The 15,854-nt window shown below is 59.0% G+C and carries 15 protein-coding genes; 1 reads left to right on the top strand and 14 read right to left on the bottom strand.

Translation table 11 applies throughout. From position 1 onward, the window contains the following. Positions 1-37: 37 nt before the first annotated feature. The 5 genes from AC2FFF_RS08275 to ftsW form a co-directional block, all read right to left on the bottom strand. Entirely contained in the window at positions 38-292 is a 255-nt protein-coding gene (locus AC2FFF_RS08275) for a DUF2484 family protein (protein ID WP_142635031.1), read from the bottom strand. Further along, complete coding sequence (locus AC2FFF_RS08270; RefSeq protein WP_142635033.1) at positions 289-537, bottom strand: DUF2484 family protein; 249 nt, start codon at positions 535-537, stop codon at positions 289-291. The genes AC2FFF_RS08275 and AC2FFF_RS08270 overlap by 4 nt, the downstream gene beginning before the upstream one ends. A gap of 88 nt (positions 538-625) precedes the next feature. Beyond that, positions 626-2,023 (bottom strand): UDP-N-acetylmuramate--L-alanine ligase, encoded by a 1,398-nt coding sequence (gene murC, locus AC2FFF_RS08265; RefSeq protein ID WP_281972766.1) that lies wholly within the window; start codon positions 2,021-2,023, stop codon positions 626-628. Then, positions 2,020-3,117, bottom strand: a complete 1,098-nt coding sequence (locus tag AC2FFF_RS08260) for a UDP-N-acetylglucosamine--N-acetylmuramyl-(pentapeptide) pyrophosphoryl-undecaprenol N-acetylglucosamine transferase (protein ID WP_142635037.1) — start codon at positions 3,115-3,117, stop codon at positions 2,020-2,022. The genes murC and AC2FFF_RS08260 overlap by 4 nt, the downstream gene beginning before the upstream one ends. Then, complete coding sequence (ftsW, locus tag AC2FFF_RS08255) at positions 3,117-4,280, bottom strand: putative lipid II flippase FtsW (protein WP_142635039.1); 1,164 nt, start codon at positions 4,278-4,280, stop codon at positions 3,117-3,119. The genes AC2FFF_RS08260 and ftsW overlap by 1 nt, the downstream gene beginning before the upstream one ends. A 483-nt stretch (positions 4,281-4,763) precedes the next feature. Here ftsW and AC2FFF_RS08250 point away from each other — a divergent pair, with 483 nt between their 5' ends. Beyond that, positions 4,764-5,945: a BaiN/RdsA family NAD(P)/FAD-dependent oxidoreductase gene (locus AC2FFF_RS08250; protein WP_281972765.1), complete on the top strand. Its 1,182-nt coding sequence runs from the start codon at positions 4,764-4,766 to the stop codon at positions 5,943-5,945. Positions 5,946-5,967: 22 nt separating this feature from the next. Here the strand turns inward: AC2FFF_RS08250 and AC2FFF_RS08245 are convergent, their stop codons facing one another. From AC2FFF_RS08245 to mraZ, 9 genes are all read right to left on the bottom strand, one after another. After that, a complete protein-coding gene (locus tag AC2FFF_RS08245) occupies positions 5,968-6,342 on the bottom strand; it encodes a glycine zipper family protein (RefSeq protein ID WP_246097157.1) in 375 nt (124 codons plus the stop codon). Positions 6,343-6,453: 111 nt separating this feature from the next. Beyond that, positions 6,454-7,848 carry a UDP-N-acetylmuramoyl-L-alanine--D-glutamate ligase gene (murD, locus tag AC2FFF_RS08240; RefSeq protein ID WP_281972764.1) on the bottom strand — a complete coding sequence of 465 codons (1,395 nt, stop codon included), beginning with the start codon at positions 7,846-7,848 and terminating at the stop codon, positions 6,454-6,456. A gap of 147 nt (positions 7,849-7,995) precedes the next feature. Then, the gene (gene mraY, locus AC2FFF_RS08235) at positions 7,996-9,078 is read right to left on the bottom strand and encodes a phospho-N-acetylmuramoyl-pentapeptide-transferase (protein WP_142635045.1); all 1,083 of its coding nucleotides are present in this window, start codon (positions 9,076-9,078) and stop codon (positions 7,996-7,998) included. Positions 9,079-9,102: 24 nt separating this feature from the next. Further along, positions 9,103-10,497 (bottom strand): UDP-N-acetylmuramoyl-tripeptide--D-alanyl-D-alanine ligase, encoded by a 1,395-nt coding sequence (locus AC2FFF_RS08230; RefSeq protein WP_281972763.1) that lies wholly within the window; start codon positions 10,495-10,497, stop codon positions 9,103-9,105. Further along, entirely contained in the window at positions 10,494-11,975 is a 1,482-nt protein-coding gene (locus AC2FFF_RS08225; RefSeq protein ID WP_496882913.1) for a UDP-N-acetylmuramoyl-L-alanyl-D-glutamate--2,6-diaminopimelate ligase, read from the bottom strand. Before AC2FFF_RS08225 ends, AC2FFF_RS08230 begins: the two co-directional genes overlap by 4 nt. A gap of 21 nt (positions 11,976-11,996) precedes the next feature. Continuing rightward, on the bottom strand, positions 11,997-13,784 hold the full coding sequence (locus AC2FFF_RS08220; protein WP_142635051.1) for a peptidoglycan D,D-transpeptidase FtsI family protein: 1,788 nt from the start codon (positions 13,782-13,784) through the stop codon (positions 11,997-11,999). After that, positions 13,781-14,149: a cell division protein FtsL gene (gene ftsL, locus AC2FFF_RS08215; protein WP_142635053.1), complete on the bottom strand. Its 369-nt coding sequence runs from the start codon at positions 14,147-14,149 to the stop codon at positions 13,781-13,783. The genes AC2FFF_RS08220 and ftsL overlap by 4 nt, the downstream gene beginning before the upstream one ends. Beyond that, complete coding sequence (gene rsmH / locus AC2FFF_RS08210; protein WP_281972837.1) at positions 14,146-15,138, bottom strand: 16S rRNA (cytosine(1402)-N(4))-methyltransferase RsmH; 993 nt, start codon at positions 15,136-15,138, stop codon at positions 14,146-14,148. The genes ftsL and rsmH overlap by 4 nt, the downstream gene beginning before the upstream one ends. Before the next feature lie 4 nt (positions 15,139-15,142). Beyond that, positions 15,143-15,610: a division/cell wall cluster transcriptional repressor MraZ gene (mraZ, locus tag AC2FFF_RS08205; protein WP_271950297.1), complete on the bottom strand. Its 468-nt coding sequence runs from the start codon at positions 15,608-15,610 to the stop codon at positions 15,143-15,145. Positions 15,611-15,854 lie beyond the last annotated feature (244 nt).

Below are 15,854 nucleotides of genomic sequence, written 5' to 3'. Positions count from 1 at the left end.
ATTCGCGGATTCGAACCGCCAAAGCAAGCTGTATCCGCTATTGCGCGGCACCCAGGATCCGACGCAACCACCGGCCCAGATAAATCACGGGCCAACGCAGTACCGAGATCCCAGCAACCAGAACAATCAACCCGATCCACGGACCGTTCTGCAGCGTGACATAGCCAACGATAGGAATACCCGCAGCAATCAAGAAATAGGCGCGGGTCCAGTGATTATCCTTGCTGGGGATCATCGCCAGGACATTCGCAACAACTCCCCACAGGGCGGCAAGGGCAATGGACCAATTCATTCGTCGTCCCCTCGGCCTGTCCAACGTTGCCAATAGTGGCGAATTGGGTTTCGGAACATGGATGCAAAAGCCGCAAAGCCCAGGACCGAAAAGAACCAGCCGAAATCGTAACCCAGCCAGACAATCAGCGCCGGCGCAACGATAACCAACACAATCCCCGGTGGAAATTGCAGGCGCATCGGTAGCATGGCCACGATAGTCGATGCTATGACCCACAACCCTGCAAATAATACCGAATACGCCAAATCTTGCCTCCGAGACCGCTTTTTCTGCGGTTGCACGATCACTCTTTAGGGTTGCACCACAAAAGAGTCCATTACGTCACATCGCCTGTTATTTCTGCAAGCGCGAAGGCAGGCCATTGGCCCAGGCGCTGATCGTACCGGCACCAAGGCAGACAACCATGTCTCCGGGGCGGGCCTGTTCACGAACCAGGCGTTCAAGATCGGATTCGTCCATCAATGCGCGGGCATGTCGATGCCCATGCCGGATCAGCCCCTGAACCAGGTCATCGCGGGACGCCCCTTCGATCGGGTCCTCTCCGGCAGCGAAAATATCGGCGATGGCAACAACGTCGGCGTCATTGAAACAGGTACAGAAATCATCGAACAGATTAGACAAACGCGAATACCTGTGGGGTTGATGGACCGCTATCACTCGGCCTTCGGTGGCCTGGCGTGCGGCTTTCAGAACCGCTGCGATTTCAACCGGGTGGTGACCGTAATCGTCGATGATCGTGACGCCATCGACCTCACCCACTTTGGTAAAGCGACGATTGACGCCACCGAAATGAGCCAACGCTTCGCGGATTTCGGCGGCTTTCATGCCCAGGTGGCGGGCAACAGCGACGGCCGACAATGCGTTCGAGACGTTGTGGTCGCCGGGCATCGGCAGGGTGCAACCCTCGATCCTCTTGTCTTCGTATTGCAGGTGAATGTCGAAATGTGCGACGCCGCCCTTATAGGTCAGGTTCTCGGCCCGCACATCCGCCTGCGCGTTGAAACCATAAGTCCGCACGCGCCGGTCTGTGATGCGACCCACCAGTGTTTGCACTTCGGCGTGGTCGGTGCAGCAGACGGCAAGCCCGTAAAACGGCAGGTTCGAGACAAATTCGTAGAACCCGTCGCGCAGCTGGTCGAAATCGCCCCAATGCTCCATATGCTCGGGGTCGATATTGGTGACGATGGCAATGGTCGCAGGCAGCCGGTTGAACGAGCCGTCGGATTCGTCCGCCTCGACCACCATCCATTCGCCCTGCCCCATCCGCGCATTTGAGCCATAAGCGTGAATGATACCGCCATTGATCACGGTCGGGTCAAATTCCCCTGCCACCATCAGTTCAGCCATCATCGTGGTGGTGGTGGTCTTGCCGTGGGTTCCGGCAATGGCAATGTTGGATTTCAGGCGCATCAACTCGGCCAGCATATCGGCCCGACGCACCACTGGCAGGCCGCGCTCACGGGCGCCGTCCAGCTCCGGGTTGCCCGGTTTGATCGCAGTCGACACCACAACTACGGCGGCGTTCTCAAGGTTTTCGGCGCTTTGACCAATGAAGATTTCGGCCCCCAGCCCCGCCAAACGGTCGGTGATTTTCGACGCTTTCAGGTCCGAGCCCTGCACCCGGTAGCCCAGATTCAAAAGCACCTCGGCAATGCCCGACATCCCGATCCCGCCGATACCCACGAAATGGATCGGCCCGACATCCTGCGGCAGTTTGGTTGCTGGGGTCATGCGGTCTCCTTCTGCGCCAACTGTTCGACCTGGGCGACCAAGCGCTCGGTCGCGTCCGGTGCGCCGGTCGATAAGGCGGCATGGGCCATCTTTTGCGCGGCTTCGGGGTTTGTCAGAACTGCGGTGATTTGCTGTGTCAGCGAAGGAACGTCAAGCAGGTTCTCGGGGATCATGATTGCCCCTCCGGCCTGAACCAGCCCGCGTGCATTGGCGGTCTGATGATCGCCCGCTGCGGCGGCATACGGGATCAGGATCGAGGGCCGCCCGATGACGGATATATCCGCCACACTTGACGCGCCTGAGCGTGATATCACCAGCTGCGCATCGGACATACGACGGGGCACATCCTGAAAGAACGGTTTCACTTCGGCACGGATACCGTGGTCGTCATAAAACGCGGAAACACGGGCGCCGTCTTCGTCGCGGGCCTGATGCGCGACACGAATATGTCGGCGCATCTCATCAGGCAGCGCGGCAATCGCTTCGGGCACAATCTGACTTAGGATGCGCGCACCTTGCGAGCCACCCATCACCAGGATCGACATCGGGTAATCGCCCGGTGGGATATAGCCCGCCGCAGCCCGGTCCAGCACGGCGGCCCGAACCGGGTTGCCGGTATGTATGCCCTTTGCACCGTCCGGCAGATCAGTCGGCCAGACACCACAAGCCACCTGCGCCACGCGGGTCGCAAACAGCTGATTCACGCGGCCCAAAACGCCGTTCTGTTCATGGATCATGCGCGGGATCTTCAACATCGTCGCAGCACCCAGCGCTGGGATCGAGGGGTAACCGCCAAAGCCGACCACTACGTCCGGTCGGTCGCGCAGCATCTGAAACGCCATACCGGCGACACCACCTGCGATCTTGGGACCGACCATCAGTTTGGCGGGCAGTCCGCCACGAGCGAAGGTTGCCGAGGACGCCTCGACAATTTCAGTCGAATGCGGAAAGCCACCCGTATATCGTGCGCCGCGCGTATCGGTGGACAAGCGCACACGCCAGCCCCTGTGCAGCATCGCCTCGGCTAGCGCCTGAGCCGGGAACATGTGGCCCCCGGTCCCGCCAGCCGCAATCAGAAGGTAGGGTTTGCCCATCAGCCTCGTCCGCGTAGAATATCACCAAGTTCGCCCTGAGGGCGGGTGCGGGTAAACGCCAGAAGCATGCCGATTGCAATACCACCTGCAATCAGGGACGAGCCGCCATAGCTGACGAATGGCAAGGTCATGCCTTTGGCGGGCAAAAGGCGCACGGCGACGCCCATGTTGATCATCGCCTGAACCCCGAACATGCAAGCCAGACCGGTGCCAGCCAGACGGATGAACATGTCACGTTCGCGCATCAGGCGCAGCAGTGACCGCACAACGATCAGCGAATACAGTGCGATGATGATCAGCACCAGGATCAGGCCATATTCCTCGGCCGCGACAGCGATGATGAAATCCGTATGGGCATCAGGCAGCGACCATTTCACCTGCCCTTCACCCACGCCGACACCGAAAAGCCCGCCCTCGCGGATCGCATTGGTGGCATAGCCCAGCTGAGTGGTCGGATCGACCTCTTGGTTCAGGAACCCGTCAATGCGTCGGGCGAAATGTTCCGAGTTGGAATAGGCGAACATACCGCCAAGCACGACAAACCCCGCCATACCAACCAGCAACAACATCGGCGCACCGGCAACGAAATACATCACGCCCCAGCCAAACAGGATCAGGCAGGCCTGACCAAAATCGGGCTGCATAACCAACATGGCGACAATCGCCATGCACAGCGCAAAAGACCATAGCCGACCGGGCGGGCCGTTGATCTGTTGTGACGCGGCCAGCAACCAGGCCGCCACAACGATAAACCCGGGTTTCAGAAATTCAGACGGCTGCAGCGAGGCAAAGCCAAGCGAATACCAACGCACCGCACCTTTGCCAAAATCTGTGCCAAAGACGGGAAGGAAGACCAGCGCGACAAAAGCAGCAAGAAACCCCAACACCGCCAGACGTCGAACCAGTGTGGGCGACATCATCGAAGTCAGCAGCATCGCAACAAGCGCCAATCCGCCGAACAACGCCTGGCGTTCGACATAATGGAACGGATCGAACCCGTTGCGACCAGCCAGCGGCGGCGATGAGGCCAACCCCAGCAACAGCCCGATGACAAACAGGATCAGTACGCAGGACATCGTCCAACGATCAATCGTCCGCCACCACTTCGGTAGAATCGGTTCTCCGCGCTGGTCTTGGACCGCGCCATACACCATCTCAGTCATGAGATACCGCCACTATCTGCCTCGTCAACGCCCCGTTTTCGGGGTCTACGTGCGAGTCTACAGGGGTTTTAGCGTTTGGGCTAGTGGAATGACGCCGCAACAGGGGGAAATTGGCGCCTTCAAGCCAGTGATCCGCTTCAGGGCTTCCCGTCCCGGGCGTTCGGATCACCTAGGGAACAAGATCGTTGTGCTTTATCCCCCTGGATTCGACCAATTCAGCCTTTTTTCCCAGTTGAACTGTGACTTGGGAAATGCGCGTGATCACTGAACCGCCCTCCTGTGCAGAGCGTCATATTGAGCTTTTTTGTCGGGCGTATTCTGGCACATGGTATTCCGGCCAATATCACAAATGTTCCAACTGCCAATTTCATTCCATTTTCCCAAACCAATCAGAGGACGGAGCCACAGTCACGGACGGACGTTTGCAGCGCGTTTTCACGTCTCCCCCTTGCCATCCCAGCCATTCCACGCCATCCCCCGCGCATGACTTATGATACGATCATCCTGGGTGCCGGTGCTGCTGGCTTGATGTGTGCCGCCCATTGCGTTGGGCGCGTTCTGGTGATCGATCACGCGAAGGCGCCGGGTGAGAAAATCCGCATATCGGGCGGCGGGCGGTGCAATTTCACCAATATGTATGCAGGGTCAGGCAACTTCCTGTCTCAGAACCCGCATTTCTGTAAGTCCGCATTGGCACGCTACACGCAGTGGGATTTCATTGAAATGGTCGGGCGTCATGACATCGCTTGGCACGAGAAAACACTGGGACAGCTGTTCTGCGACGGTTCCTCGAAACAGATCATCCAAATGTTGCTGGATGAAATAGAGCGCGCCGGGGCCGAGCTGTGGGTAAGGACCGAGATGAAGGACCTGCGCAAAACCGACACTGGTTTCGCGCTGACGGTTGAGCGCGAGGGGCAGCGTCATGCCCTGACCTGCACCAATCTGGTACTGGCCACAGGCGGCAAGTCGATCCCTAAAATGGGGGCGACGGGTCTGGCTTATGACATCGCGCACCAGTTTGGATTGCGGATGACCGAGACACGCGCGGCTCTGGTGCCGTTCACCTTTTCCGATGGCAGGTTCAAGGACCTGTCCGGTGTCTCGCTGCCGACGCGGCTGTCGAACGACCGGACCAGCTTTGACGAGGCTTTGCTTTTCACCCATCGCGGCCTCAGCGGACCAGCTGCGCTGCAACTATCCTCATACTGGCGCGAGGGTGAGGCGATCCGGGTCAACCTCATCCAGGATATGCCACTGTTCGACCTGCTGCGAGATCAGCGCCAAAACAGCGGACGCAAAGCCCTGACTACTGAACTTTCCCGGCAGTTACCCGCGCGATTGGTCGATTTCCTGAGCCAACACATTCCCATGCATGGCAATCTGGCCGACCAATCGGACACTGCCCTTTCGGACCTGGTCGAGGCCCTGTCGAACTGGCATCTGACCCCTTCCGGGACCGAAGGCTATCGCACCGCCGAGGTCACGCTGGGCGGCATCGACACCGATGATCTGTCGTCAAAAACGATGGAGGCCAGGGATGTCCCCGGCCTCTATGCGATAGGTGAAGCGGTGGATGTCACCGGTTGGCTGGGCGGGTACAATTTCCAATGGGCATGGTCCTCAGGCCATGCCGCTGGAACTGCAATCGCCAGTCGGGGTTAGCCGACACGGTATTTGCGCGGCACTAGCCGACGACGTTGTACCCACGGCCACGCATGCAGTTACGCACCAACACTTCTTTGTTCTGGTTCTTGTTGATCACATCCGCACCGGCGCCAACCAACGCACCTGCAACTGCAGCACGGCCCAGATTATCGCTGCTGTCCTGTACGATCCCGGTCACTGCGGCTGCGCCAACGGCGCCGATGGCTGCATTCCCGGCCGTGGTGCCATCAACAGATGCCTGCGATGCCGCAAGCTGTTGGCACTGCTGCAGATCAACGTTGTAATTCGGGCCAACCGGACCATCGATGATCGGTTGGTAGTTTGCGCCAGTGTTGGTGCAGGCACCCGCAATCAGAATGGCAGGCAGGATCAGGGAAAACTTACGATATGGCATAGTCATAACCTCGTGTTGAATTTGACGGGTAGCAAAACCAAAAAATATGGCGCGTCAAGCTGATAGCATCTCAGCTTGGCCCAACCGGCGATCTATTGCAAATGGCGTGTCCTAAAGCCGTTTGCGAACCTGTTCGGCAAAATCCTCACCGCGTTGTTCGAAATTGTCATATTGATCAAAGCTGGCTGCGGCAGGGGCCAGCAAAATCGTCTCGCCCGACTGCGCGTCGTTCATTGCCTGTTCAACGGCTTCTGCCATTGTGGTGCAAACCACGGTATCTGCCTGTAACTGCATTGCAAATCCGGCAGCTTCGCGCCCGATCACATAAGCCTTGAGCACATGTTCACTGGCTGAGTTGAGTGCAGACAACCCGCCCTCTTTCTCAAGCCCGCCACAGATCCAGCGGACCTTCTTGAACGCGTTCAACGCCTTTACTGCGCTGTCGACATTGGTCGCCTTTGAATCGTTCACATAGGTGACCCCATCCGCTTCGGCGATGATCTGACTGCGATGCGGCAGGCCCGGATAGCTGTGCAACGCATCCTGAATGATCCGAGGGGCCAACCCCAACGCGCGGCACGCGGCGTAGGCGGCACAGGCATTCTGGTGATTGTGTGCACCGGGCAGACCTTTGATCTCGCGCAGGTCAATCGACCCTGCCTGTCGCCCCTTGCGATACTCCGACAGGAACCCTTTGCGCGCAAATACCTGCCATCCGGGTCCGGTCAACTTGCGGGCAACCGAGATACGGATCACCCGGTCATCCGTTGGCGCTTCGGCCAGCTGACCGGCCAGAAAGGCGCCTTCGTCCTCATCCACTCCGATCACGGCACGGTCAGGGCCACCTTCGGCAAACAGACGGCGCTTGGCGGCAAAATAGCCCCCCAAGCCACCGTGACGATCCAGATGATCCGGTGACAGATTGGTGAAAACGGCCACATCAGGTGTCAGCGACCGCGCAAGCTCTGTCTGATAGCTCGAAAACTCCAACACCACGACCGAGCCATTGCCCCCTGGATCAATGTCCAAAACGCCTCGGCCAATATTCCCCGCCAGCTGTGCCTCACGGCCGGCTTCGATAAGGATATGATGGATAAGGGCGGCGGTGGTTGATTTCCCGTTCGACCCGGTCACCGCAACCACGCGGGGCGGAGTATCGAGATTGTCCCATTCCGGCCCAGCGAACGAGCGGAAAAACAAACCGATATCGTTATCCACGGGCACCCCGGCCTCAAGCGCCGCCGCCACCACAGGGTTCGGCGATGGGTAGAGAGGCGGTATCCCGGGCGAGACAATCAGACAGGCAACCTCATCAAACGCCCCGTGACGGCCTAGATCGCAGCATGTGAACCCTTCGGCTTCGGCCGCCGCGCGTGCAGCCGGATTATCATCCCAGCAGACGGGTTCGGCATTACCGGCCCGCAAGGCGCGCGCCGTGGTCAGGCCAGACCGACCCAGCCCCAGAACCGCAACTTTCTGTCCTGAAAACCCTTTGACCGGGATCATATTTCCCACCTTCTTTCGACTTCAAATGCGCCGACACACTGCACAGATGAACCTGCCATTGGCAAGATCGACAGCAGGTTCGTGCGCAGCGCGAGCCCGGCCCAACAGGAGGCGGCGGGCCGGCTGTCCTCCGAACCTGGCGGGAGCCTACCGGACCTTCAGCGTCGCAAGCCCAATCATCGCCAAGATCAGAGAGATGATCCAGAACCGGATAACGATGGTGGGTTCTGCCCACCCCTTTTTCTCATAGTGATGATGGATCGGGGCCATCAGGAACACGCGACGACCAGTGCGCTTGAAATACAGCACTTGGATGATCACGCTCAGCGCTTCGACCACGAACAGACCTCCGACGACAGCCAACACCAATTCGTGTTTGGTGGCCACCGCAATCGCTCCCAAAGCGCCGCCCAAGGCAAGCGATCCAGTATCGCCCATGAACACGGCAGCAGGCGGCGCGTTGTACCATAGAAACCCAAGGCCAGCGCCGAACAGGGCCGAGGTGAAAATAAAGATCTCGCCGGTTCCGGGCACGTAATGCACATCGAGATACTCGGTAAAGTCGACCCGGCCCACTGCATAGGCGATAATCCCCAGGGTCGATGCGGCGATCATTGCGGGCATGATCGCCAGCCCGTCCAGCCCGTCAGTCAGGTTCACCGCATTTGCGGACCCAACGATCACGACAATCGCGAAGGGAATGTAGAATATCCCCAGATTGAGCAGCGTGTCTTTGAATACCGGCACCGCAAGCTGATTCTGCAGCGCCTCAGGGTGGTGCATCGTGGCCCAAATAGACGCCAGAACCGCGATAATCACACCAAGTCCTAACCGCATTTTTCCAGAAACACCTTTGGTGTTTTGCTTGGAGACCTTGGCATAGTCATCTGCAAACCCAATGGCGGCATAGGCCAACGTTACGAATAAGACCATCCAGACATAGGGGTTGTCCCACCGTGCCCAAACCAGTGTCGATGTGACAAGCGCGCCCACGATCAGCAAGCCGCCCATGGTCGGCGTACCCGCCTTGGAAAAGTGCCCCTCGGGGCCATCATCCCGGATCGGTTGCCCTTTGCCCTGCTTGCGGCGCAGAACATTGATCAGCGGTTTGCCAAAGATAAACCCGAAAATCAGCGCTGTCATAAAGGCACCGCCCGCCCGGAACGTGATGTACCGGAAGAGATTGAAAAAATCCCCTCCGTCCGACAGGCCGGTCAACCAATAGAGCATATCAATACCTTTCCCGTGCGGCGATCATGGCTCAAGCGCGTCCCCTTGCCCCATTTCCCGCAAACCGTCAACAATTCGCGCCAGCGCCATGCTGAGTGATCCTTTGGCAAGAACAGTGTCGCCTGCGCAGATCAGCTCTGGCAGCCGTTCAGCCATCTCAACGCTGGTCTCAAACCAAAGTCCGCGCTTTTCCGCTGGCAACGCATCGTAAAGCGCTTTCATAAGCGGGCCAATGCAGTGAACCTGATCCATCTGCGTCATAGCCGCGACATTCGCCATCGCAGCATGCATGGGGATCTCTTGCGCGCCCAGCTCTTTCATATCACCCAGAAATGCGATCCGGCGCCTGCCCTGTGAGGCGGCCAAAACTTCCAAGGCAGCCTCCATCGAAGTTGGATTGGCGTTATAGCTGTCGTCCAGCAATTCGACCTGACCACCATCCGGCAGTGAAATCTGCTCGCGAACGCCGCGACCTTTTACCGGCAACCAGTTGCCCAAGCCTGCGATGGCTTCGTTCAGGTCGACACCAAGTTCAATGCAGGTCGCCAATGCCCCAAGTGCATTCATGGCAAAATGAGTGCCTGCTGATTGCACATCAAAGGAGATGGCTTTTCCGTCGACCCTGGCCGTCGCATGGACCGAGTCCGGTTTCTGCACAACATCGGTCAGCACGTAATCTGACGCAGCGCGCCCAAAATCGACGATCCCTGCTCCGGCCTCATCTGCGTATTGGCGCAGGATGTCGGCGTGTTCGATATCCGCATTCACGATGGCCGCACCGCCCGGGACCAACCCTTCGAATATCGCGGCTTTCTCTTTCGCAATACCTGCAACCGACTCGAATGCTTCCAGATGGACTGCCGCGACGGTGGTAACCAAGGCCACATGCGGGCGGGCCTGACGCGCCAGCGGAGCAATCTCTCCGGGATGATTCATCCCGATCTCGACCACAGCGAATTCGGTATCGCGCGGCATCCGCGCCAGCGTCAGCGGCACCCCCCAATGGTTGTTGTAGCTGGCAACGCTGGCATGTGTTTTTCCATGCATTTCCAAGATGTTGACCAGCATTTCTTTGGTCGATGTCTTGCCGACGCTGCCGGTTACACCGACCACGCGCGCCTCTGTCCGGGCACGAGCCGCCTGTCCCAGCGCCTCAAGCCCGGTCTGCACGTCCTCTACGATCAGTAACGGCGCGTCCGGGGAAACGCCTTCGGGTATCTGCGAGACCAGCGCAGCGCCTGCGCCCTTCTCAAGCGCTTGCGCCACAAAATCGTGGCCGTCGCGTGCCGCTTTGAGAGCAACAAACAAGTCGCCGGACTGCAGTGTCCGGGTGTCGATGGATACGCCATTGATCTGCCAATCAGCAGTGGCACGCCCACCCGTGGCCGCAGCGGCCTCGGCCGCAGTCCAGAGCGTCATGCCACCCTCCCGTCGAGGGCGGCCACGCTGATGCTGGCCTGTTCTACGTCGTCGAAAGGTAAAACCTGATCGCCCACAATCTGGCCTGTCTCGTGCCCTTTACCGGCGATCAGCAGCGCATCACCCGGTTGCAGGGCATCTATGCCGCGCAGGATGGCTTCGGCACGATCACCCACTTCGGTTGCCTCGGGCGCGCCCAGCATCACCGCAGTACGAATGGTAGCTGGGTCTTCGGTGCGGGGATTGTCGTCGGTGACAAATACCACATCAGCGTTATTGGCCGCAGCCTTGCCCATCAGCGGGCGCTTGGTCGCATCACGATCTCCGCCGGCACCGATGACGGCAATCAGCCGGCCCATAACATGAGGGCGCAAAGCCTTGAGTGCCGTGGCCACAGCATCTGGCGTATGGGCGTAATCGACAAACACAGCAGCCCCGTTTTCACGCGTCGCAGCCAGTTGCATCCGTCCCCGGACCGTCGTCAGATGCGGCAGGGTCTCGAAAACACGCGTGGGATCTTCGCCGCCAGCGATCACCAGCCCACATGCCAGCAGGATGTTTTCAGCCTGGAACCCACCGATCAGGTTCAATCGGGTCTGATACACCTTATCCTGCCACGAAAACCGCAGATCTTGCCCGGTTGCATCAAAGCGCTGATTGAGCAGACACAGATCTGCATCACCCAATCCAACGGTCAGCACATTTTGCCCGCGGGTTTCAGCGATACGACGAACCTGCCCACCCTTTGGATCGCTCATGTTGACCACAACCGTGCCGTCCTGAGGCAACACGCGGTCGAAAAGTCCTGCTTTGGCGGCAAAATACGCCTCGAAGGTTTCGTGATAATCCAGATGATCCTGGGTGAAATTCGAGAAACCCGCTGCCGCCAACTGTACCCCGTCGAGGCGGCGCTGCTCGAGACCATGCGAGGATGCCTCCATCGCGGCATGTGTCACACCGTTCTCAGCCGCCTCGGCCAAACACCGATGCAGGGTGATCGGTTCGGGCGTTGTATGCGCCAGAGGGGCAGTCCATGCGCCCTCGACCCCGGTTGTGCCCAGGTTGACGGCCGCATGACCCAGTTCCATCCAGATTTGGCGGACAAAGGTCGCGACAGAGGTCTTACCATTGGTCCCCGTCACAGCCACGATGGTTTGAGGCTGCTTTCCGAACCACAGTGCTGCGCATCCTGCCAGCGCCTGCCTTGGGTCTTCAACCACCACCAGCGCGGCATCCGACCCCGCAAGCACGCCCGCTGCGACCTCGGCCCCTTCGGCATCGGTGAGGATTGCGGCGGCCCCCATGCGCAGAGCATATTGAATGAACTCTGCGCCATGGACGCGCGTTCCCGGAAGTGCCGCAAACAGATAACCGTCTTTGACCTCGCGGCTATCAACGGCCAACCCGGTAATCTCAGGGTTTGCACCCGCACGTGCGGTCAGGGCCAGTTGGCTGAGTTTCTTAGTCCTAGTGCCCATGACCCACCTTTCGCCGGACGCCTAATTCGAGGTCAGCGTTATAGCAGCGCGCGCCTCAGGCTCAAGCCGGGGGCGCAATCCCAACAAGGGCGCGACACGCCCGATCAGCTCCGCAGCCACAGGTACGGCTGTCCACCCTGCTGTACGGCGTTTTTCGCCATAGGCCACGATGGAAGGTTCATCCAGAGTGACGATAAGTACGTACTTCGGATCATAGGCCGGGAAGATCGTCGCAAAAGTGGCGATGACTTTGTCATCATAGTACCCACCGCGCGGCTTCGGTTTGTCTGCCGTACCGGTTTTACCTGCCACGTCATAGCCGGCGACATCGCCAAAGCTCGCTGTGCCGTCGGTGACAACCTTGCGCAGCATCTTCTGCGCCTGCGTCGCAGCGCCCAGAGACATCACGCGCGGGCCATATTGTGACCCGCTCCTGCGCAGAATCGTTGGGCTGACATAATACCCGCCATTGGCAATCGCCGCATATCCCGCCGCCAGATGCATCGGGCTGGTCGACAAGCCATGGCCATAAGAAATGGTCACTGTGCTCAGCTCACCCCATTTCTTGGGCTTGAGCGGCTCGCCACCTTTTGCTTCGACAATCTCGAACGGGGTCGGTTCGAACATGCCCAGCGAACGCAGGAATTCCTGTTGCCGCTGCGCGCCAATTTGCAGCGCCAGACGCCCAGTACCCCGGTTCGAGCTGTGGACGATCACATCCGCCACGCTGATCTTGCCGTAATTCTTGCCGTTGAACTCACCAATCGGAAAACGCCCGATTTTCATCGGACCCGAGGTGTCGATGATCGTTTCAGAGTTCACCAGACCAAGCTGAATTGCCTGCGCGGCGGTGAATATCTTGAACACAGATCCCAGCTCGTAAACGCCCTGCACATAGCGGTTGAACAGAGGACTGTCCGATGGATCGAACCCCGACGTCGGGGGGCGCGGGCGATCATTGGGATCAAAGGATGGCAGCGACGCCGCCGAGATGACCTCGCCCGTATGCGCATCCATCAAAACGGCTGAGGCGCCTTTGGCGTTCATGATCTTCATGCCACCAAAAAGCACCTGTTCGACAGCGGCCTGTACAGTCAGATCCAGCGAGAGTTGCAGCGGCTTGTTTCCGTTGGCAGGGTCCCGCAGATAATCGTCGAATTGCTTTTCAATCCCGGCCACGCCGATCACCTCGGCAGCACTGACGCCTTCACGCCCAAAACCTGACCCGCCAAGGATATGTGCTGCCAGCTTGCCATTCGGGTAAAGGCGCATTTCGCGCGGGCCGAACAGAATACCTGGATCACCGATGTCATGCACGGCTTGCTTCTGCTCGGGCGAGATGCGCTTTTTGATCCACAGGAACTTGCGGTTGCCGGTGAAATCCTTGATCAGACGGTCTTTTTCCAAATCCGGGAAGATTGCCACCAGTTGATCCGCGGCGGCAATCGGATCGATCATCAACGGCGGCTGGGCATAGACGGAATAGGTGTCCAGGTTGGTGGCCAGAATGCGCCCTTCGCGGTCAACAATATTGGCGCGCTGCATCGCGATTGTGGCACCGGGGGCGTTGGCCAAGGGTTCTTGCGCCTCGGATGTCGCAAGCATCCCCATCCGAACACCAACCACCGAGAAGGCGCAAAAGAAGAAAAGTCCCAGCACCAGCAAACGGCCCTCGGCCCGAGCACGGGCCCTGTCCTTCATATCTTCATGGCGCTTCTGGATGTTTTCGCGCTCGATAACCTTGGGATTTTCACCGCGTGCACGCGCATCCAGGACACGGGCCAGAGGGCGGAGGGGCGTGCGCGTCATGGGAACTGCACCTCTCCCAACGCCTTAATGTTGGTTATCGCCTGCAATTCGATGGGATCGACAATCGGAAGATCTGGATCCTCGGCATAGGCAACCTGATCCGCGCGCCCAAACTGCTCTGCTCGCAAGGGCAGCAGGCCGAGACGTTCAAAATTCAGATCCGCCAGCTCTCGAAGACGATCAGGACGGTTCAAATAAGCCCATTCCGCATTCAGAACGGCCAGTCGGACCTGCGCCACGCCGATCTCTCGTTGCAGTGTTTGCGTTTCTTTCACAACTTGCTGGGTGCGGTAGTTCTCTTGATACGCCCAAAGGGCCACCCCGAACACGGCCAAGGCAGTCAACACATACAATACACTCTTCATTTTGCCCTTCCCCCTAGTTGCGGCATCCCAATGGCGCGGGCTTCAATTTCCCCCGCCGGAGCCTCAGTGCGCACAGCAACACGCAGCTTGGCTGAGCGCGAACGCGGGTTTTCTTGTAATTCCTGCTCGTCCGGCCCCACTGCCTTACGGGTTTTGAGCGTAAATTGCGGCTGGTCCTGCGTAATTTCGGGCGCATAGCGATTTGCCCGGCCTGTTTTGCCCGCCCGCGACTGAAAGAACCGCTTGACCATGCGGTCTTCGATCGAATGAAACGTCACAACAGCCAGCTGCCCGCCAGGTTTCAGCGCGCGCTCAGCGGCCATCAGGCCCTGGAACAATTCTTCATATTCTGCATTCACCGCGATGCGCAGCCCCTGAAAGCTGCGTGTCGCGGGATGCGATTGACCGGGTTTGGGCCTGGGCAGACAGGATTCGATAAGCCCCACCAACCGCAAAGTGGTTGTGATCGGCTCTTCCGCCCGCGCCTTGACTATAGACCTGGCAATTCGCCTGCTGGCGCGTTCTTCACCATAGTGAAACAGGATGTCGGCGAGTTGCGCTTCGCTTGCGGTGTTGACCAGATCAGCCGCGCTTTCGCCGTCCTGGCTCATGCGCATGTCCAGCGGGCCGTCCTTCATAAAGGAAAAGCCACGCTCGGCCAAATCCAGCTGCATGGAGGAAACCCCAAGGTCCAGCACCACCCCGTCCAAGTCCTGCGCGTATTCGTCCAGACGCGAAAAGACGCCGGGCTGCATCACCAGCCGATCGCCATAGCCCTTGGCCCAGTCCGCAGCCATTTCAAAGGCCAGCGGATCACGATCAACGCCGACGACCTTGTCCGCGCCTGCCTCGAGCAGGCCACGGGTATATCCCCCGGCACCAAAGGTTCCGTCCAACCAAACACCCGACACCGGAGAGACCGCAGCCAGCAAAGGGCGCAATAATACCGGAATATGTGGTTTGTCAGAAGAGGGTTGCGCACCGGCCATGCCGTCACGCGTCCCCGACGCCATCTAGGAACACCAGAGGGTCAAAATCTTCGGGCTGATCATCCAGCCATTCTTCGGCCGCCGCCAATTCATCAGACTCATAGGTTTCAGGCTTCCAGATCTGGAACGTGTCGCCGGCAGCAATAAAGAAGGCTTCGCCCTCTAGGTCAATCTTGCTGCGCAGCTTGGCAGGCAGGACCAGACGCCCGGTCTCGTCCACATTGGTCGGAAAGGATTGCCCGTGGAACATACGCTGCAGGGTTTTCCGCTGCATCGAACCGCGCGGAAGCGCATCGATCTTGGCGTCAACCTCGTCAATCGCCTGCATAGTATAGCATTCAAGGAATTTGCGCCGGTGATCGCCATAAACAATTACAAGTTCGGGATTGTCACCGGGCTTCCAGTTGGGATCAGAAGCTTCAAGCACACGGCGAAACGAGGCCGGGATTGATACCCTGCCCTTCGTGTCCACCTTATGGTGGCTTTCACCTCTAAACCTGCGCGCCAAGACGACTGTCCCTTTCGCTTGCGCCCCACTTGAAATTCTCACTCCCCCCAGAATTAAAACGGCGGGTTGATCTGCTGCCACTGATCAACCCGCCGCATTGACCCGCTTTGCGGGATGTCCAGCTGCGCGCGCCACCTGGGGGGATGTCTGCTCGCCCGCGCGCCGGATCTCTTGATTGATGAAAGCGAGAAGCCTGTATGAAACCTGA

The sequence above is a fragment of the Ruegeria sp. YTSA226 genome, assembly GCF_059609905.1.
This window is presented reverse-complemented; position numbering and strand designations above follow the sequence as displayed.